We start from the raw sequence: 18,184 nt of genomic DNA, 5'->3' as shown, positions 1-18,184 counted from the left end.
CCTTGACGACCGCACCCCGGATCAAGCCTACTTCGATCTTCCTCCGCTCCGCGCGGCGGCCTAACACCGGCAGAGTCTCCACTTATCGACGCGGAATTTTTGTTCAGACAATCGGGACCGGCTCTTTCATTATCGCTATCATTTGGCTTTCGATTATGTTTCGTCGCCGGCAGGATCTTACTCAAAATTGGGTAGTCCCTATGTTCTCCGGTTGCGCTCGATCCAAGTGTGTCTATTCTCAACTCTTTAGCTACATTTTGCGTCGAAGTTGCACGCGCGCAGCTCGATTGTATCAGGCGGACAGATGGTTGAATTTGATGCCCCCGGTCCATTCGGCGTCTCGACCGCCGCACATTTGCGGTCTTGTGGTGTGAACTTCCGTATCTGTAGCTCATCCATGAACCGCCGGCGGACGCAAATGCCGGCGGGTATCCGCAAGTCTGAGCGCTTTGCTTCCAGTTTGGCGGATCCGGCCGCGCACCACTCTCTGCAGCAATCCTGTAGACAGGCAGCGCGGGGCGTTTTCGTCAGCATATTAGACGGCCTTGGCTCAACGGATTTCTGCTGTGGAGGTGGCCTCAAGTGAAGCAGCTGTTAAAGAGTGGCTTGTTTTATGGAGTTAGGGGTCTTGGACTTCTTTCGATTTGTCGCACATTGTTCGCCGGTAGGGCGGTCATCTTGATGTTCCACGAGATTCAGCGGGATTGTCGGTCGGAATTGATCACCGGCGCTTCGGTTGAACTTTTTGAATATTCGCTCAGTTGGCTGCAACGGGAAGGATGGGCGATCGTTAGCCTCCAGGAGTGCCTTCAGCGCTTGGCCAGAGGTGATCAATCGCGCCGCTATGCGGTCGTCACTTTCGATGACGGGTACCGGGACAATGTCTCGGTGGCTCTTCCAATCCTCGAGCGCTACAACGCTCCATTCACGATGTACGTGCCGACCACCGCGTTAACGCGGACCATGTACTGCTGGTGGCTGGGAGTACGCGAACTAATTCGCTCAAGAGAAGCCGTAACGATTGACGCAATGGATGCGCGGTTCCGTTGCCCTGACCTGCGGAGCAAGCGAGCCGCTCTGAGCAAAGTGATAGAGTGGGTGCACCAAGATTATAAACGGGCCGCAGCGCTTGCGACGACATTCGAAAACGCTGGCATTTCTTTGTCGGCGCTGAATGACCGATATTTCCTGGATCCGCGCGAGCTCCAAAGTCTGGCGCGTCATCCTCTCGCATCAATTGGCGGGCACACAACCTCACATCAAGCGCTCTCAGACCTAGACGCGACTTCAGCGCGAGCCGAGTTGGTCGACAATCGCAATTATCTGGAGAATCTACTTCAGTTGCCTGTTAGGCACCTCGCTTATCCTTATGGAACCCCCGGCGCATGCGGTCTGCGTGAAGAGTATCTCGCCAAGGAAACGGGATATGTGAGCGCCGTAACAACACGACACGATCAGATAACCGGCGATCGTCTAGGCCAATTCGCGCTTCCCCGCATTGGGGTGTGCAGTGCGTATGACACAGAAGTTTCCTTCGCTGCTCGATTGAGTGGGGTGCAGTTGGCAGCGCAAGCGCTTCTTGCGAGACGACCACATCGGAAGCCGTCGAAAGATGCTTCGCGCCTAACACGGCCGACAGCAGGCTGACACCGCCGCAGGTCTTCGGAGAGGCCGCCCGCTACCGTTGAGGCGACCGCCGCTGCAGACGCCGCAGCGGCATCTGCAAGAAGCTACGGCTCGCAGTTGCCAAAAGTGCCTTTTCTAAGGCCGGCGTCGGTGCGTGCGCGAGTGCCGTCTTTCGACCGATCGATGAACCGTTGGTATGGCCGGTCAAGGGGGATAGGTCGGCAGGTTACATGAACGGACGAACGAGCGCGCTCGTTTCGAAACTAACTCGGCCGCCCATCCCAGTCGGGAGCTGCTCCGCTCGCCTGTAAAGGTCCATGCCGTCGCATTATCGTCATCCGCTCCGCAGCAAACGCCTGCCCACCGCCTTTGCCCTGAAGTTGGAGAGAACGTCGGCATATACCCCGACGATCTTTTCCACGGTGAGGGCCTGGTCGTACCTCGCCATCGCCGCTCGCCCCCGGAACTCGCTGCTCCGCGACCAGTCAAAAACCTCTCGTAGGTTGCGAGCAATCGTGCCGGCGTCCGGCGGACAGATCCGCGTTCCCGCGATGCCGCTTAACAGCTCGCCGACGTCGCCGACCTCCGTCGCCGCCACCGGAAGATTGCACGCGAGAGCTTCCTTGATAGAGGTCGGCGACCCTTCACGATCCGAGCAGAGAAGCATGGCGTCGGCCGCGCTGTAGCACCACGGCATTTCGCCGTTCGCCAAATTGAAGACGGTCATCAATTCTGCGTCGACGCCCTCCTGCACGAGTCGCTCGACTGAGGCTCGCGCCAGATCATATCTCTTCTCAGGGCGCGCCGGATCAAACGGAAACAGAACGATATACTTGTCTTTTGGCCACTGCAGCCGCGCTCGTGCTTTATCGCGATCGTACGGCTTGAATACGTCGAGGTCGACCCCGCAGGGAATCACGATTCCCGGAATCCGTCTCCGCATCCCCTCCGAAACGACGATGATGGCATCGGCGAAATGCGACACAGCCCGCGTGCACAGCCTTTCAAAGATATTTCCAAGTACGTCGGTCCCGTGTAGCGTGATGACGAGGGGCGCCTGCGAACGAAACATTGCAGGATATGCCGAATAACCGTAATGGGCATGGACGACGTCGTATGCCACCGCGCGGGTCATTCGCATGACATCAAGAGCGCACCTCAGGTAATTCATCTTGGACTGGGATCCGAGAATATCGACGACGTCGACCGTGTGGCCGAACCGTCGCAGCTGCTCTACCTGATGGCACACGAAGGCTCCAGAGCCCGGCCTGTGTGGACTCGGATACATGTTAGTGACACAGAGGATCCTCACGATTGGTGTTCCCTCGACGTTTGGCACGAACTGCCAGCTAGTCACAGGTCTGCGCCGCTAACCTCTTTGAGCCATCGTCGTAACTCCGCCGGGACGCCCATCACGAGCGAACCGTCGGGCACGTCCTTCGTCACCACGGCGCCGGCGCCGACGACGGCGCCAACGCCGATTCTGACGCCTGGCAGTAGGTTGGCTCCCACGCCGATCGCGGCGCCGCGCGCGATGTGGGGCCCGAGCATGGGCGAACCGTCGTAGCCGTCGCGGCCTATCGCATTGTCGTTCGAAGTGCCGACGCAGCCCGAAATGAACACGTCGTCTTCAATCGTCATATTGCCCGCCAACCAGGTGTGATCTTGCACCCGGACGCGATCGCCGACTCGCGTGTTGTAATTGACCGTGACGTAACGCCCGATGACGCTCTTCGAGCCGATCCGCGATTGTTCACGGATCGAGGCGCCGTCACCAATCAGAGTCCCCGTGCCGACCGAGACGTCGTAGAAAATTACCGCGTGCGGTCCGATAGAACAATCGGCGCCGATATCGACCCACGCCTCGAAATGCGGCGGGCGCGACAGCGCACCGGCCCCTTTGGGCGCCTTGCCGATATAGGCTCCCGGAAAGACTTCGACATTGTCCCCGATTCTTGCGCCGCTCTCAATCACCACGTGCGGGTGAATGATCACACCGTTGCCGATCGTAACGTTAGGCCGCACCACGGCGAACTCGGCGATCGTCACGGCCTCACCGATCGCCTCGGTCTCGACGACCGCCCACGCACTGATTCGAGTCATCGCAGCTCCTTCGCGGCCTCTGCGCGCAGAGCAGCGCGCGAATACGTTGACTCCTGCCCCAATTTCTCGTGGCCGTCCTGCTCGGCCGCAGCGCGCGCAATCGCGGCGATACCGCGCACCTGATCGTGTGCGAGCTCGGGGAATATGGGCAGGGACAGTGATTGAGCGGCCATCGCTTCGCAGTACGGCAAGTCACCCTGCCTGTAGCCGAGATGAGCGAGAGCAGGCTGTAGGTGGAGCGGCACCGGATAATGGATCCCGGTCGCCACGCCGGCCTCGTCGAGCTTGTTGCGTATTGCGTCCCGCTTGTTCGTGGCGATCACATACAAATGGTAGACGTGCGTCGATCCCTTTCGAACAAACGGCGTCTTGATCCCCGACTGCGCCAACTCCGCGGTGTACCACTCTGCAGCGCGCCGCCGATTGGCGTTCCATTCATCCAGGCGGCGGAGCTTGACCTGCAGGATTGCCGCCTGGAGGGCGTCGAGTCGGCTGTTGAACCCGATCTCGGCGTGGTTGTAGTGGCTGGTTCGACCGTGGTCACGCAGTCGTTCGATCCGCTCGGCGATCGCGGCATTGTTGGTGGTGATCGCTCCGCCGTCGCCATAGGCCCCGAGGTTCTTCCCTGGATAAAACGAGAAACATCCGATATCGCCGAGCGCCCCGGTTCGGACCCCCTGATATTCCGCGCCGTGCGCCTGGGCGGCGTCCTCTACGACATAGAGGCCGCGCCGCTGTGCGATGTCCTTGATTGGACCCATATCAGCCGGCTGGCCGAAGAGGTGAACTGGGACGATCGCTTTTGTACGATCCGTTAGGCCGCGCTCGACCATCCTGGGGTCGATGGTGGAGGTATCCGGATCGATATCGACGAACACGGGCCGCGCTCCCGTCGCAACGATGGCGGCCGCGGTGGCGATGAAGGTATGGGCGGTTGTGATCACCTCGTCTCCATGACCAATACCCAAGGCCCGCAGCGCCAGATGAAGCGCGTCCGTGCCGTTCGCCACACCGCGCGCATGGCGCACCTGGCAATACGCGGCGAAATCTCTTTCGAACGAGGCAAGCGTCTCACCGCCTATGAACTGCGCGGAATCGAGAATGCCCCGAATTGCTTCGGCCACCTCGTCCTTTAGCGTCTCATATTGCGCTTTAAGATTGACGAACGGAATTTGCATTTGTCGAACCTCACGAGAATCCAGCTCTGTCACTCGAGAACCTCATCGGGCACCGCGCCCCCGCAAAACCGCGGGAAACGTCAGCGCAATCAACTTCAGGTCGGTCCACAAGGTCCAATTCATTGCATACTCGACATCCATCTCGAGCATTACCTCGGGGCAGACACGACCCCGGCCGCGGACCTGGCAAATTCCAGTGATGCCGGGCTTCACAATGTGACGTCTGTGGTGCCAGTCCCGGAAGTGTTCGAGTTCATAAGGAATCGCTGGCCGCGGACCGACGATGCTCATTTCGCCCCTCAGTACGTTGAGGAGTTGAGGCAGCTCGTCGAGGCTGGTTCTTCGCAGCACTCCCCCCACACGCGTCACGCGAGGATCGTCTGTCAGCTTGTACGGGGCATCGGGATCGTTCGAGAGGGGTTCCTTCGCCCAAGCCCGCCGGATCGCCTCGCGATGGACGTTTTGGTCGGCGTTGTGGCGGAGCGTCCGGAATTTGAAGCAGTTGAACGGTTTTTCGCCTCGCCCGATCCGACGTTGGCAAAAGACCGCGGGTCCGGGACTGTCGAGATGGATTGCAATCCACACCACTATGAAGACGGGGGTCAGCACCACGATCGCAGGAACGCTGATCGCGAGGTCGAGCGCCCGTTTGCCAAATTCCCGCAGAAGCGCCTTCCGTCGCGTGGCTTCATGTGACGGCAATTTCGGGACCTCCCACCGACACGTTCCGCCGCCGAAACGCCGGTTGATCCTTACCGTTGGTACGGCGTTGCTGCTTGCGCCGTAGACACGCCGATGCCGCCTCGAGCGCTTCGACAACGCGCAGCCCATGCAATCCATCCGCGCGCGGCCGTTCCCCGGTCACGATCGCATTGACGAAGTCGAGTATCTCGAGTTTCAGCGGTTCGGTGCTGGATATCGCGGGGATATGAACGTCGCCATGATGATAGGCTGACTGAAAGTCGGCGTAGGAGTCGCCGTTTATCCGCGGCGTGAAGCGCTTCTGGTAAACGCGCACCTTCTCGGACGGCTGCACGTCGTCAAACACCAGCATCGCCTCGCTTCCGACGATCGTGATCTGGCGCACTTTGACCGGGTCCAACCAGGAAACATGCACATGGGCGGTCGGGCCGCTTTTGAAGCCCAGCTTTGCGTAAACAACGTCCTCGACGCTGGGCAGAACGTGCGAGCAACCCCAAGCGCCGATGTTTTGCGCCACCTCCTCCAGTAGGAAGTAGATGATCGAGAGGTCGTGCGGCGCCAAGTCCCAAAGGACATTGGCGTCATGCCGGTAGAGACCGAGATTCAGGCGCCGCGAGTCGATGTAGTAAAGCTCGCCAAGAGAGCCGCTCTGAATCATCTCGCGCATGGCAGTCACGGCCGGATGATACTCGAACGTGTGCCCGACCATCAGAACTCGCTTGCGCTGTTCGGCGATCGCATTCAACTCGCGGCATTCCGCGCTCGTCATGGCCATCGGCTTCTCGACGAGCACGTGCTTTCCGGCCTGGAGTACCGCCCGCGCCAATTCAAAGTGCGTCTCTACAGGGGTGGCAAGAATGACTGCGTCTATAGAAGGGCTATTCAGTACCGCGTTGATATTACGCGAAACAGCGACAGAAGGATACTGTGAGTGGATATATTCCAATCTGTCAGGTCGCGGATCAACGGCCATCGCCATCCTCGCGCCGCGTATATCGCAGGCGACACGGATGTGTTTCGAACCCCAGTAGCCGCAGCCGATGACCGCGAGCGACGGGCCGTCGTTCGCGATCTGAGCTTCGACGTCCTCACGATAATGGTTATTCGTCGCCATGTTGGCTCCTGGTTTGAAGGCCGTCAGCGTGCGTTCATTCAAGATAGCCGATTGCGCGCGCGTGTTGCTGAAGAACACGGGTTATGATCTACGCTCTTTTGGGGTACACAGGTCGAAATACCTCCGCACTTATTATCTGGTCAAAAAATCACGCGGACGAAAGCCAGAAGCTCCGCCTCCCACCTCGGGAGGCGATCACCGGATCGTGGTGAGGAAATGAAATCTTCAGAAGGTCGGTTTTGCCCTCTGATTGTTCAACGCGCCGCAGCATCGAAATCAGGATGCTGTCCTTGCGTCGGGTCTGATCAGCGAGAAGCAAACCCTCAAGACCTAGCTTAGCTGCCGCGTCGTGCAAGATTGAAATCAGGGGGCCGCCGTTCGGCTGCATCCGGTCGAGGTCAGGAAAAAGGCGCTGAAGGCCGACCTTGTTCGCTGCTTCGCGCACAACGTCGTCCGTCTCGGCAATTCCGGCGAGCGAATCGATACCGGCAGGGTCGGTGATGCTGCGGGATCGCAAGCGCTCGGTGACACCAGCCAACCAAGACCAGCGCCTCGGCGTCGTAACGCCGCCCGACAAGCAGATAGGCGGAAAGAGAGGCGCCGAGGACTAGCAAAAAGACGGCAAGCACCGCGACTTTGCAGCACCGCAGTGCGGCAATCAATCTTGGCGGCAAACAGCAGCTGCAACTCCGTTTTCTCGACGGTCTCGGCTCGCACCCCTCCGCTCTGTTGCCTCGAGGAAGCCAGCTGCAGCTGAGCACATCTCACAATGCGGTCATGTCAAACCAAGACATGAGCCTGACTCGTTGCTGAAGGCCACAACTCCGCTGCCGGAGCGCCGGAACTCATTCAAGGCCGACCGAAGACCGGAGCCGGCACGTCACATCGGAAGAAGCTGAGGTCATATGCGATCGTTTTCCTTTCGCGCGAATTCATCAGGGCTTTGTCGCGCGTCTACAGCCGCAATCGCATTCGTTGTGGCCGCCTCCTTGGCTTCGCGGTTGTCAACGGTGGAGCTGTCCACCATCAGACCATCGATTTCACCGAACACGGAACAATCAAAAACTCTGGAGTCGGATACCAGACGCTAGGTTTCACCAGCCATCGTGGCGCTTCGACAGACCATGGAGCGTCCCGTCGGCGAGAAACTCCTAAACGACTTGGCGTTTGAACTCGATGCTGTATGTGCGGTACTTGGCAATTGGCTTGTACAATTAGTTTGTCACCGAGTACTCACAAATGGGTACCCAATCAGCCGCCGGCAGCAGCCCTTTTGCCCCCCTTGCTCGGCATGCCCCAACGCTACACTAAGGGCAGTGGAAGTGAGGGACTACAATGAAGATAGCGGTCTTTGGACTTGGTTACGTCGGCATGACTGCGGCCGCCTGCCTCTCCAGGGATGGCCACGAAGTCATTGGCGTTGACGTTAGCAACGAAAAAGTGGCGATCGTCAATGCCGGTAAGTCGCCTATCACCGAGCCTGGCCTCGAAGACCTCGTGGCCCGTGCGGTTAGGAAGGGTCTACTGAGCGCAACGAAGGATGTGAGCCAACATCTCGACAGTTGCGTCATGGCCATAGTCTGTGTGGGAACGCCTAGTGCGCCGGACGGATCTCACAATATGAGCTTTATCGTGGAGGTTTCCCGTCAGATTGCGGAGTTGGTCGGCCCCGCTCGAGCGATGCCGCTGACCATCGTATTTCGCTCTACGATGCGGCCCGGTACGATCGAGGAACTGGTGCTCCCGATTTTCGAGGACGCACTGGAAGGCAAGATGGATCTAGTCGAGCTTGTCTACAATCCAGAATTCTTGCGTGAATCTGTCGCAATCGAAGACTTCTTCCATCCACCGAAGATCGTGATTGGGACCAAGAACGGAGAACGGTGCACGGCTCTTGACGAGTTGAATGCCAGGATTGAAGCGCCGGTTTTCTATACGACTTATCGTGCGGCAGAGGTGACAAAATTCGTCGACAACGCGTTTCACGCAGTGAAGATTGCGTTTGCAAACGAGGTTGGTCGCGTCTGCGATAAGCTCAATATCAGCGCAGCCAAAGTTCACGAGATCTTCATCTCTGACACGAAGCTCAACATCTCACCCTACTATTTGAGGCCTGGTGGCGCATTCGGCGGCTCATGCCTGCCGAAAGACGTTCGCGCGCTCCAATACATCGCAAGCGACGTCGGGGCACATACCCATCTGGTGGATTCGGTTCTGAGGTCGAATGACGCGCATAAGAACTTTCTCTTTGAGAATTGCGTGAAGGCAGTTCGGGCCGGCGGGCAGGTGCTTATGCTGGGGCTTTCCTTCAAAGAGGACAGCGATGATCTTCGCGAGAGCCCCAATATCGACCTGGCTCGCAAATTCCTTCAGTCGCATATCGGGTTGTCGATCTACGATCCCCACGTCGAACCGTCCAGATTGTTAGGCCAGAATCTCGGCTACGCGTTCTCCAATTTGCCTGCACTCCGCAAGCTTCTAGTCTCCAAATCCGTGGCCGAGTCGGAGCTGTTCGACCTTGTCATCGATACTAGAGGATGGGCGAGACAAATGGCGTTACGCACTAGGCGGGTTATCGATGTTAACACTCTTTCGTGACGATCGCAGTGCAAGCGAACCTGATCAAGCCGTGATAGCGAAACCACCAGGGGAGACCGGCGCTACGAGCGAACAGTACGAATTGGCTCGTTCGGACGTCGATACTTCTGCGGGACCCGTTGACGCCGCGCAGGCTGCCCAATCCGTGATGAATGGCTCAGCGCGCCGCCGCGTGCTTATCATCGTCGAAAATCTTCCAGTACCATTCGATCGCAGAGTGTGGTCGGAAGCCTGCACATTGGCACGGCACGGCTATGAAGTGTCGATAATTTGTCCCAAGGGACCGCAGGCAACGGCCTCATTTGAACTGATCGAGGGAATTGCGGTCTATCGCCACTGGCTGCCGAAAGAAGGACGTGGGGTGCTAGGCTATCTTGCCGAGTACAGCGCGGCACTATTTTGGGAGTTTGCGCTGAGTTTGAAGATACTCGCAACGCGCGGCTTTGACGTAATCCACGCTTGCAACCCTCCGGATCTCATTTTTGTAGTTGGTGCGTTTTACAAGTTTCTTTTCGGAAAGTCGTTTATCTTCGATCAGCACGATATCAGCCCGGAGCTTTACGAAGCAAAATTTGGACGTCGTGGCCTCCTCTGGCGGACCATGGTCTTGCTTGAGCGTGTTACATTCGCATTAGCTGACGTATCGATAGCAACAAATCAGTCATATCGTAGCATTGCCCTTGAACGAGGGCGAATGAATCCGGAACGTGTGTTCGTTGTGCGTTCCGGTCCAAATCTTGCGCGCGTTCGATCACTTCCATCAGACCCGGCCTGGAAGAAGGGGCGAAAATTCCTGGTCGCGTATGTGGGGGTTATTGGAAAGCAGGAGGGGCTTGATCTGCTATTGCAGTCAATCAGCCACATCCGCGGGGAGCGAAATCGAGATGATGTCCAATTCGTCATTGTCGGGAATGGGCCGGAATTGGACGAGGTCAAGAAACTTGCCGCGGCCCTTGAGCTGGATGAATTGGTCACATTCACCGGCCGTGTTGATGACGCCACGCTGTTCACAATACTCTCGACAGCAGACCTCTGCGTAAATCCGGACCGCCCTAGCGCGATGAATGACAAATCAACGATGATCAAGGTCATGGAGTATATGGCCTTGGGTAAGCCTATCGTCCAATTTGACCTCACCGAAGGGCGCGTTTCGGCCGGAGAGGCATCTCTGTATGTACAGAATGCGGATACTGCGGAGTTCGGCGACAAGATACTGGAGCTTCTGGATGATCCAGTGCGGCGTGACCATATGGGCGTATTCGGCCAGAAAAGAGTCTATGACGTGCTCGCTTGGGACCACGGGGCCGTAAGCCTTCTAAGTGCTTATGAAAAACTATTCGATTTAAGACACTGACCAAGCCCGAGCGAGGCGCTTTGAATTGAGGCGGCGCAAATCATTTCCACATAACGGACGAGCGATCGAAGCGTCAGCGTTCAAGCAGGAGACGATGAAAGAAATCCTGGCGGCCGAACTTGACCGAAAGAATCGCGGTCAAAAAACCAAGTCCGGCGAACAACATCTCAAGGTCGCGGTACCCCTAACGGGCGGTGATTCTTCCGAGTTTCGTTCAGCTACGATCACGCCACGTCTGCGATTCGACGCGGCGCTCCACTTCGGGCGCGTAGCGCTCACACTGGCAGTAGATCGTGATCACGTAGTCGCGCTGCTTTTGACTTAGCAACAAGAGGCGTCAAAGCGACAATCAACTCACTAGCTTTTACCGTTGGCGAGTGATTGGCCTTAACATAGGTCTGACATCGTTGCGCGAGCGCGTTGTAATCGTCCGCGTCGGTGTCCCAAATTGCCCTCACGGATCTGCAGAGTTCCAACTCGTCCGCAGCTGATGCACCGAGGGCATGACGCAAGACGATCGAATCCGGATCGACAGACCGGCGCGTCACGACAGGTGTGCCCGCGGTCAGAGCCTCCAGGAAAGCGTTCGAGAAGCCCTCGTAATGCGATGTGCAGAGAAGCATCGCCGCTTCCGAAAGGAACGATTGAATGTCGGCCCTCCGGACATAACCAACCATTTCCACATTTGGAAGATGGCGCAAGCCATTCACGGCGTCCATCGTCGATTGATCAGCATTTTCGGACAGCATTCCGGCCACGCGAAATTCGACGGCGGGAAGTTCCTGAGCGATCCGAAAAAGTAATGGCAAGTTCTTTGGATAGCGAAAGACTCCAAGCCACGCGACATATCTGCGTTCTGCGCGTGGCAAAGGAGCGGTCGCGTTCTCCGCGACGGCAATAGGGTTATGAAGGACATGAATTGGCTTTCCGGGAAAAAGCGCTGCCAACTTGTCGCGTTGATACTGATTCTGACAGAGAAATCCGGCTGCTCGATGCCGGGCCCAAGAATAGGATAACCATTCAAACTGTCGAAGACCGATTTTGTATCGTTCGTCGACGTCTGCGTCGCTTACAACGCGGTAAACGAACGGAACTCCCAATCGGCCGGCGATGAAAGCCATGACGGCGGTGCCCAGCCCGCGTGCGCCCTGGATGATGACATCCGGACGGTAGGCGCGGGCGGCTGCTAATAGTTTGGGAATAAATGAATAGAACCACCTCGCAACCCGTACCCCCTGCGTCGGATCGTAGGTCTCGATAAGTCTTATTGGCGGGTTCGAACCAACGTGGGCCAAAGCGCCTTTCCAGGTAAGGACTGCGGCTTCGTGGCCGGCATTTTCAAGCGCGCGAAGCCATGTCGAAAGTTCGATGGCCCACCCGCCGACCGGATAGTTCTCGTCCTTCAGGAGATAGGGAATGTAAAAATCTATCGAGAGAATTCGCACCTGACACCCACAGCTTTTATCGAGCTCTAGTCCCGGTGTCGCCGAGGTTCAATGGACCATCCTGGTTACCCATTTATTGCTAATTTCCATCCAGTGACCCAGTGTGTAGTGATTTTAGCTAAGACGGAGTGACTGAGTGGCAAGTGCTAGATGCGTCCCTTTAGCAATTTGCCGGCCTCTGCCAAGTTCCCCGCACAGTGATCGGACAGTAGCGACGTCGACGTGCTGCTAAGGTAGAGTAGATCTCTTGAGAAGCTTTCTTATTACAATCGATACAGAGGGTGATGACATTTGGAGTAGGCGTTCAAGCGTCGAAACTCGCAATGCTTCCTTTCTTCCTCGCTTTCAGTCGCTATGTGAGAACTTCGGACTGAAGCCCACCTACCTGGTGAACTTTGAAATGGCCAATGATCGTGGTTTTATTGAATTTGGCCGCGATCTAATCGCACGAGGTGCCGGCGAAATCGGGATGCATGTGCACGCTTGGAATTCACCCCCAAGCTATCGCTTGACCAGCAATGATTCGTGGTGCCAGCCGTTTCTAGTCGAGTATCCAGAAGATGAAATCCGGAAGAAAATTGAATATCAGATGCATCTTCTTGAGGACGTGTTTGGCGTCAAGATGCTGAGCCATCGATCGGGCCGCTGGGCCCTCAATGCATTCTACGCTAATGTTTTGAGAGATTTGGGATTTAGAGTCGACTGTTCGGTAACCCCTCACGTGGATTGGCGCAGCACCAAGGGAGATCCGGTCGGTGCGGGAGGGACCGATTATCGAGGATTTCCTGAGCAGCATTATTGGATGAGTGAGGGAAATATCGCGCTTCGGGGAAGGTCTTCGCTACTGGAGGTTCCAATGACGATCATCAACCGATCGCCCGCTTTTCTGACCCGAGCGACCCAATCTTGTGAAGACATATCTGACTTACCGGATAGGGCCCGGCGCTACATTTGGCCTCTGGATTGGCTGCGACCGAATGGGTCGAATTTGACGTCGATGCTGCGCATTCTCGACATCACGATCTCGCAAAATCGGCCTTATGTAGAATTCATGACGCATTCCTCGGAGCTCATGCCTGGCGGAAGTCCTTATTTTCCGACAGTCGAATCAGTCGAGAAATTGTATCGGGATTTGAGCGAGCTCTTTTCACAAGCGGCGAAACATTTTTGCGGCAGTACGCTGATCGAATTTCACGATAGAGCGTTGCTGTCATGCTCCGACAACTAAGTAAGAAACGGGCAAGAGGAATAGCGATGAAAGTGCTGCTAACTGTTCTTGCCGCGTTCATCGCCACGACGACAGCGGATGCAAGTGATCCCTGGAAGTTTGTGGGGGCAGGCCCATCCGACGTTCATAGCTTTGCTGCCACGGGTACAGATGCGGCAGGCGATATGATCGAAGCAACGCGGCCTGCAAGTAGAACGGTTGTCCCGTCGATTACGTCGTTTTCCGCGACACCAAAAACGCGGTTTGATATCGGTGGCGACAGCTACCAAGTTCAGACGGCGGGCAAGAGCTATAGTCTGACCAATCTTGACCCACAAACGCTGCGCTTCGAAGTCCAACCGGGTGATAAAGCATGGTATGATTCTGGACCTGTCGATCGCGCCGAAATTGAAAACGATACACGAATTCCGGTCGGAACTCCTATCAACATAAGCTATGAGTTTATGGTGGAGCCAAATGGGCCCAATGGGTCATTTACAAACACGGCATCATCATACTTCATCCTTGGCCAACTGCACAATGATGACACCGTTGGTGGTGTGCCTACCTCGCCTCCATTCTATATCAATCTTGTTGGCGACCATCTGCAAGTTAACGCTCTATATTGCCCCACGGGTCTGAATCCGAGCAACGCGGCCCGCAACCTTACGCATCTCACGCTCTGGACCGACCCCAATCCAATCCAAGCTGGTCAGTACAACGATACTAAAATATCGGCCAATGTATCCAATAACAGTAGCGGGTATTTGGGCGTCTGGATGAATGGTACTCAGGTTGTGAACTATCAGGGCCCCTTAGGCTTTGGGGATCCCACCTATTGGGAGTATGGACTCTATCGGAGTCGAGCACCCGAGACTGTTGCCGCCAATTTTCGAAATATGACAATAACAACTAGGGCGGCACCGCCTGGAGCCTCGCCACGGCCCCTCTGACTCATGGTGCGCAACTTCACCGGCGCGGCTGGGTCCGGCCGCGCTAGAACAAAAAGTCCGGTGCGTTATGAGTGATTTATTGAGCTATAGCGGCCGCCCCCCGTATCATCCCACGATCGCGCATTCAATCGCGCAAAGCGGAAGATTTTTTTTTCTTTTTTTCCTTTTTGTGTTGCCATTCCAGCGGGTACCATTTCTCGATGACAATCTGCTCGGTATCCAAGGGTTGAAGCCGTTCAACCTGCTATCAGCGGTAGTCTTCGCCTATTTGGTGTTCCAAAGCGCGCCCTTGCACGCGACGGACAAGATTGAGCAAAGATCCATCAGAATTTTTCTCCTGTACTTCGCAACTTTTACAATTGCCCTCATTCGATCAATCCCGAATGCTCCGCTCCTTCATAGTCGGCTCCCTAATTCTTTTCACGAGTCCTATCTAGATTTCACACTGTCATCCTGTATCGTTCCGGCTTTCTATATCTTAGGGTTTCTCTTTACTCTTAAGCGCATGTGCTCCTTTCAGGAGCTTGAGAGGATCACGACGGTGATCTGCCTCTCAACATTGTTGTTCTCGGTCGCTTTCATCATACTTATCCTGATGAATCCATCCGTTCTGCTTTCAGGCGGCCAGCAGGAAATGGCTAACCTAGCTGCTGAAGACAGCCGGGAACGAGGTGGAATGAATGAGTTGTGCGCAACCTATTTTGGTGTCCATTACAATACGATTGGAACTATGTACATCTGTTGTGCGCCCTTGTTGCTCTATCGATTTCTTACGCGCGGCGTTCTCTGGATCGTACCTCTCGGTCTATCGCTTCTGGCAATTCTTCTCCTCGGGTCACGCAGCGCGCTTGTCACGGTAACAGTGTCGTATTGCCTGCTTCTGATTCAGAGACGCAGATTTGGCATTTTGATTCTTGGCGCTGCGGTGCTTGGCATCACATTGGTCCTGTGGGGCGGACCAACCATGGACGCTCTTCTTTCGATCGGGTTTAAAAACGGTTCCGACTTCTCGGCCGATGCCTTGCTGACGGGCCGTGTTGATTACATCTGGGCTCCTCTGCTGAATGAATGGACGAGCAATATCGGCCTGTTCCTGTTTGGCGCTGGTCGCTACGGAATAGTGACGAGCCAAAGTTGGGACACAGGAGCTTTGCTGCACATGGGTCACGCGCATAATGCAATTATCAATTTCTTTATCGATTGCGGGGCCATTTTTTCCAGTGTGCTTATGATCTTCCTTTTTGTTGGAGTGGCTGTCGCCTGGCGAGTTGGGCGGAGGTTGAATAGTGACCTATATTGGGCTCTGTTCGCGTGCATCCTCGGATTTGGAGTTGGTATGGCGACCGAGCGTGAAATTTTTCCAACAATTGACAACATGTATGTATTTCCGATCATTGCGATGATGATCAACTTGGCGCGGTTGCGTTATCTGGATGCCTATCACCGTTGATCAAGTCTCACAGAAATGGTCTAACGTGAACTCGAAGACCATTCATCTTCGCGGTCTGCAGCAGCGTGGCGATGAAGTGCGCCCGCCGCCATGATGAACCGCCCCGGGTTTGCCGGAGGCCATTTGGTTTAAGTTATGCCGCCATGGCGGGTTGTTCCAGCATGGCGTAGTAGCGTTGCTCGGCTTCGGCCGGCGGGATGTTGCCGATGGGCTCGAGGAGCCGTCGGTTGTTGAACCAATCCACCCATTCCACGGTCTTGAGCTCGACGGACTCGAAGCTGCCATGGCCCGCGCCGATGGATCACCTCGGCCTTGTAGAGACCGTTGATGGTTTCGGCGAGAGCATTGTCATAGGAATCTCCGACGCTGCCGACAGAGGGCTCCACGCCTGCTTCAGCCAGGCGTTCGGTGTATTTGATCGAGACGTATTGGGCGGATTCAAACGGTCGTCGCAACACCAGTTTTTTCACTCACGGTAGCAAGTCGTCAAGCGCCTCCGCGGGCGTTTTCCAACCCAGTGTCTTTCTCGGTCGAGCATTGAGGGCCGCTGCCACAGCGGATATTTCGTCGGGCGCTGTGGATGCTCAGGTCTGTGCCTTTCGGGAAGTATTGCCGCAACAAACCGTTGGTGTTCTGTATCCGCCCGGTGAAGCGATGTTCTGTTCGCCATCGAGCGCGAGATCAACGGTCTTACTGCACAGGAGCGTTTGCGTGTGCGCCAGGAGCGTAGCCGCCTCCTGATCGTCGAGTTGGAGGCGTGGTTGCGCGAGCAGCGCTCCAAGCTCTCCAGGAACAACGACACGACCAAGGCCATCAATTACTGCCTCAGCCGCTGGGGTGCATTTAGCCGCTTCCTTGATGATGGACGGCTTTGCATGTCGAACAATGCTGCTGAGCGTGAGCTACGGGCGGTCGCCCTGGGGCGAAAAAATTGGACCTTCGCCGGGTCCGATGAAGGTGGCCGGCGTGCGGCTGCCATCTACAGCCTCATCGCCACCGCCGAGCTCAATGACATCGATCCACAGGCTTGGCTTGCCGACGTGCTGGCGCGCCTACCAGATCACCCTGCCAAGCGCATTGACGAACTGCTGCCTTGGAATTGGCAGTCTCAGAGCTTCGCTCACGCCGCTTAACCGCGATCAGCCTTCCGCCAGAATGCGGCCTAGCCGGGGGCCTTCGCCGGATGCGTACGGTGTTCTCGTTAGTGCCACGCTGCCAAGGGCTTTGCGGGTCGCAGAAGTAGACCTGGATACCCGCATCGATCTTGAGACGATCGTGCTGAGCCATTTCGGCTCCCTGATCCCAGGTTAGAGAGCGGCGCAGCTCTTCGGGCAAAGTGATGATGGTGCGCGTGATCGCGTCGCGCACGGCTTCGGCCCCATGTCCCGCGAGGGCGGGCCCGTTCTTCGTGCGCGGAGCTTCGCCATGCCCCGCCAACCGTGGAAGGTGCAAGAGCATCGTGAAGCGCGTCGTGCGCTCGACCAGCGTGCCGATTGCCGAGCTGCCAAGACCGAGGATAAGATCTCCCTCCCAATGTCCCGGCACTGCTCGATCGGCCGCTTCGGCGGGGCGCTCACTGATCATGATCTCCGGCGAGACAAAGCCCTTGCCTCGCCTGCGTACGCGCGCTCTGGGCATCCGTAACACACGCCCTGTTCGTAAGCAGGCCGTCAGCTCGCGGCGTAGCGCCCCACGGCCCTGAACGAAGAGGGCTTGATAGATAGCTTCGTGGCTGATGCGCATCGTCTTGTCGTCCGGGAAGTCGATCGGCAAGCGTCGGGCAATCTGCTCAGGGCTCCAGGCTTTGGCCCATCGCCGATCCTTGCGTGGGCCATGCCGGCGGCCCTTCCACGGAACGGCGGGACCAGGAACGGGCGCGCCGCTCGGGGCTACGACGCCGCCAGCAAGTCTCTCCTCCACATAAGTGCGCAAGGTTGCATTGAGCGCAAGCTTGGTCAGCTTCGGACGAGGGGCCGATCGATCTGCATGCCACTGGGCAGTCGTCGCCCGGTACTCCAACCCGCCGCTGCGGGTGGCCGCATTGCGTCGCAGTTCACGGGAGATTGTCGAGGCAGCCCGCCCGAGGCGGCGCCCAATCTCCTGTATGGAATGGCCTTGCATCTTGAGGAGTGCGATCTCCTCGCGCTCTACCAATGAGAGGTACCGCCCAGAGAGCGGCCTGGCCGAAGATCTGAACATCGCTGGTGGCATGCCGCCCGCCTTTCGGAACCATCTGGCTCCGACAGGTTGCGACACTCCGGCTTCGAGCGCAGCCTCTTCGCTACTCAGCCCCCTGGCAATCGCCCGCCAGAATCTATTCTGTTCCTCGCGCCCTGCAGCAGACGGCCGCCCTGGCGATGGCAATGGCGGTCGTACTGATCGTGCCGATCGCCGCTTTCGAATGTTCACCGCAACCTCCAACCTCAGAGTGTTGCGACGACCGCTTGAATCCAG

At 56.9% G+C, this 18,184-nt stretch carries 15 protein-coding genes and 3 pseudogenes; 7 read left to right on the top strand and 11 right to left on the bottom strand.

Annotated features, from left to right (window positions below; translation table 11 throughout):
* The first annotated feature begins 681 nt into the window (after nt 1-681).
* Nucleotides 682-1,647 carry a polysaccharide deacetylase family protein gene (locus QCM77_RS25265; protein WP_279685331.1) on the top strand — a complete coding sequence of 322 codons (966 nt, stop codon included), beginning with the start codon at nt 682-684 and terminating at the stop codon, nt 1,645-1,647.
* 313 nt (nt 1,648-1,960) lie between these two features.
* Here QCM77_RS25265 and QCM77_RS25260 read toward each other — a convergent pair whose 3' ends face one another.
* From QCM77_RS25260 to QCM77_RS25230, 7 genes are all read right to left on the bottom strand, one after another.
* Nucleotides 1,961-2,875: a glycosyltransferase gene (locus tag QCM77_RS25260; protein WP_347882392.1), complete on the bottom strand. Its 915-nt coding sequence runs from the start codon at nt 2,873-2,875 to the stop codon at nt 1,961-1,963.
* A 104-nt stretch (nt 2,876-2,979) separates the two neighbouring features.
* Nucleotides 2,980-3,675 (bottom strand): hypothetical protein, encoded by a 696-nt coding sequence (locus QCM77_RS25255; RefSeq protein WP_279685330.1) that lies wholly within the window; start codon nt 3,673-3,675, stop codon nt 2,980-2,982.
* A gap of 50 nt (nt 3,676-3,725) precedes the next feature.
* A complete protein-coding gene (locus QCM77_RS25250) occupies nt 3,726-4,907 on the bottom strand; it encodes a DegT/DnrJ/EryC1/StrS family aminotransferase (RefSeq protein ID WP_279685329.1) in 1,182 nt (393 codons plus the stop codon).
* A 42-nt stretch (nt 4,908-4,949) separates the two neighbouring features.
* Nucleotides 4,950-5,609 carry a sugar transferase gene (locus QCM77_RS25245; RefSeq protein ID WP_279685328.1) on the bottom strand — a complete coding sequence of 220 codons (660 nt, stop codon included), beginning with the start codon at nt 5,607-5,609 and terminating at the stop codon, nt 4,950-4,952.
* The gene (locus QCM77_RS25240; protein WP_279685327.1) at nt 5,596-6,801 is read right to left on the bottom strand and encodes a Gfo/Idh/MocA family protein; all 1,206 of its coding nucleotides are present in this window, start codon (nt 6,799-6,801) and stop codon (nt 5,596-5,598) included. The genes QCM77_RS25245 and QCM77_RS25240 overlap by 14 nt, the downstream gene beginning before the upstream one ends.
* Before the next feature lie 70 nt (nt 6,802-6,871).
* A complete protein-coding gene (locus QCM77_RS25235; protein ID WP_279685326.1) occupies nt 6,872-7,261 on the bottom strand; it encodes a hypothetical protein in 390 nt (129 codons plus the stop codon).
* A 363-nt stretch (nt 7,262-7,624) separates the two neighbouring features.
* Complete coding sequence (locus QCM77_RS25230) at nt 7,625-7,774, bottom strand: hypothetical protein (protein WP_279685324.1); 150 nt, start codon at nt 7,772-7,774, stop codon at nt 7,625-7,627.
* Nucleotides 7,775-8,058: 284 nt separating this feature from the next.
* On the opposite strand from QCM77_RS25230, the gene QCM77_RS25225 reads away from it, so the two are divergent.
* On the top strand, nt 8,059-9,321 hold the full coding sequence (locus tag QCM77_RS25225; protein WP_279685323.1) for a nucleotide sugar dehydrogenase: 1,263 nt from the start codon (nt 8,059-8,061) through the stop codon (nt 9,319-9,321).
* Nucleotides 9,302-10,675 (top strand): glycosyltransferase family 4 protein, encoded by a 1,374-nt coding sequence (locus QCM77_RS25220; protein WP_279685321.1) that lies wholly within the window; start codon nt 9,302-9,304, stop codon nt 10,673-10,675. Before QCM77_RS25225 ends, QCM77_RS25220 begins: the two co-directional genes overlap by 20 nt.
* Nucleotides 10,676-10,950: 275 nt before the next feature.
* Here QCM77_RS25220 and QCM77_RS25215 read toward each other — a convergent pair whose 3' ends face one another.
* Nucleotides 10,951-12,120: a glycosyltransferase family 4 protein gene (locus QCM77_RS25215; RefSeq protein WP_279685320.1), complete on the bottom strand. Its 1,170-nt coding sequence runs from the start codon at nt 12,118-12,120 to the stop codon at nt 10,951-10,953.
* 400 nt (nt 12,121-12,520) lie between these two features.
* Here QCM77_RS25215 and QCM77_RS25210 point away from each other — a divergent pair, with 400 nt between their 5' ends.
* The 3 genes from QCM77_RS25210 to QCM77_RS25200 all read left to right on the top strand — a co-directional run bounded on the left by QCM77_RS25210 (nt 12,521) and on the right by QCM77_RS25200 (nt 15,730).
* On the top strand, nt 12,521-13,348 hold the full coding sequence (locus QCM77_RS25210) for a polysaccharide deacetylase family protein (protein ID WP_511337211.1): 828 nt from the start codon (nt 12,521-12,523) through the stop codon (nt 13,346-13,348).
* A 26-nt stretch (nt 13,349-13,374) separates the two neighbouring features.
* Entirely contained in the window at nt 13,375-14,280 is a 906-nt protein-coding gene (locus QCM77_RS25205; protein WP_279685317.1) for a heparin lyase I family protein, read from the top strand.
* A 67-nt stretch (nt 14,281-14,347) separates the two neighbouring features.
* Nucleotides 14,348-15,730: an O-antigen ligase family protein gene (locus tag QCM77_RS25200; RefSeq protein WP_279685316.1), complete on the top strand. Its 1,383-nt coding sequence runs from the start codon at nt 14,348-14,350 to the stop codon at nt 15,728-15,730.
* Nucleotides 15,731-15,863: 133 nt separating this feature from the next.
* On the opposite strand, the pseudogene QCM77_RS25195 reads toward QCM77_RS25200, so the two are convergent.
* Both QCM77_RS25195 and QCM77_RS25190 read right to left on the bottom strand, forming a co-directional pair.
* A pseudogene (locus tag QCM77_RS25195) lies at nt 15,864-16,164 on the bottom strand (integrase core domain-containing protein); the annotation flags it as partial.
* A 4-nt stretch (nt 16,165-16,168) separates the two neighbouring features.
* Nucleotides 16,169-16,375, bottom strand: a pseudogene (locus tag QCM77_RS25190) (transposase); the annotation flags it as partial.
* 8 nt (nt 16,376-16,383) lie between these two features.
* Here QCM77_RS25190 and QCM77_RS25185 point away from each other — a divergent pair.
* Nucleotides 16,384-16,845 (top strand): annotated as a pseudogene (locus QCM77_RS25185) (IS66 family transposase); the annotation flags it as partial.
* Here the strand turns inward: QCM77_RS25185 and QCM77_RS25180 are convergent.
* Nucleotides 16,736-18,139, bottom strand: coding sequence for an IS30 family transposase (locus tag QCM77_RS25180; protein ID WP_462804352.1), 1,404 nt, complete (start codon nt 18,137-18,139; stop codon nt 16,736-16,738). The pseudogene QCM77_RS25185 and the gene QCM77_RS25180 sit on opposite strands and share 110 nt — an antisense overlap.
* Nucleotides 18,140-18,184: the final 45 nt, after the last annotated feature.

The organism is Bradyrhizobium nivariense (assembly GCF_029846695.2).
Classification (GTDB): domain Bacteria; phylum Pseudomonadota; class Alphaproteobacteria; order Rhizobiales; family Xanthobacteraceae; genus Bradyrhizobium.
The sequence above is the reverse complement of the archived record's forward strand: the minus strand, read 5'-3'. Positions and strand labels throughout refer to the sequence as shown.

Excerpts from the sequence above, each read along its gene's own strand:
- QCM77_RS25210 (WP_511337211.1), top strand. The coding sequence starts at position 12,521 with ATGGCCAATGATCGTGGTTTTATTGAATTTGGCCGCGATCTAATCGCA.
- QCM77_RS25265 (WP_279685331.1), top strand. The coding sequence starts at position 682 with ATGTTCCACGAGATTCAGCGGGATTGTCGGTCGGAATTGATCACCGGC.
- QCM77_RS25225 (WP_279685323.1), top strand. The coding sequence starts at position 8,059 with ATGAAGATAGCGGTCTTTGGACTTGGTTACGTCGGCATGACTGCGGCC.
- QCM77_RS25220 (WP_279685321.1), top strand. The coding sequence starts at position 9,302 with ATGTTAACACTCTTTCGTGACGATCGCAGTGCAAGCGAACCTGATCAA.
- QCM77_RS25205 (WP_279685317.1), top strand. The coding sequence starts at position 13,375 with ATGAAAGTGCTGCTAACTGTTCTTGCCGCGTTCATCGCCACGACGACA.
- QCM77_RS25200 (WP_279685316.1), top strand. The coding sequence starts at position 14,348 with ATGAGTGATTTATTGAGCTATAGCGGCCGCCCCCCGTATCATCCCACG.
- QCM77_RS25250 (WP_279685329.1), bottom strand. The coding sequence starts at position 4,907 with ATGCAAATTCCGTTCGTCAATCTTAAAGCGCAATATGAGACGCTAAAG.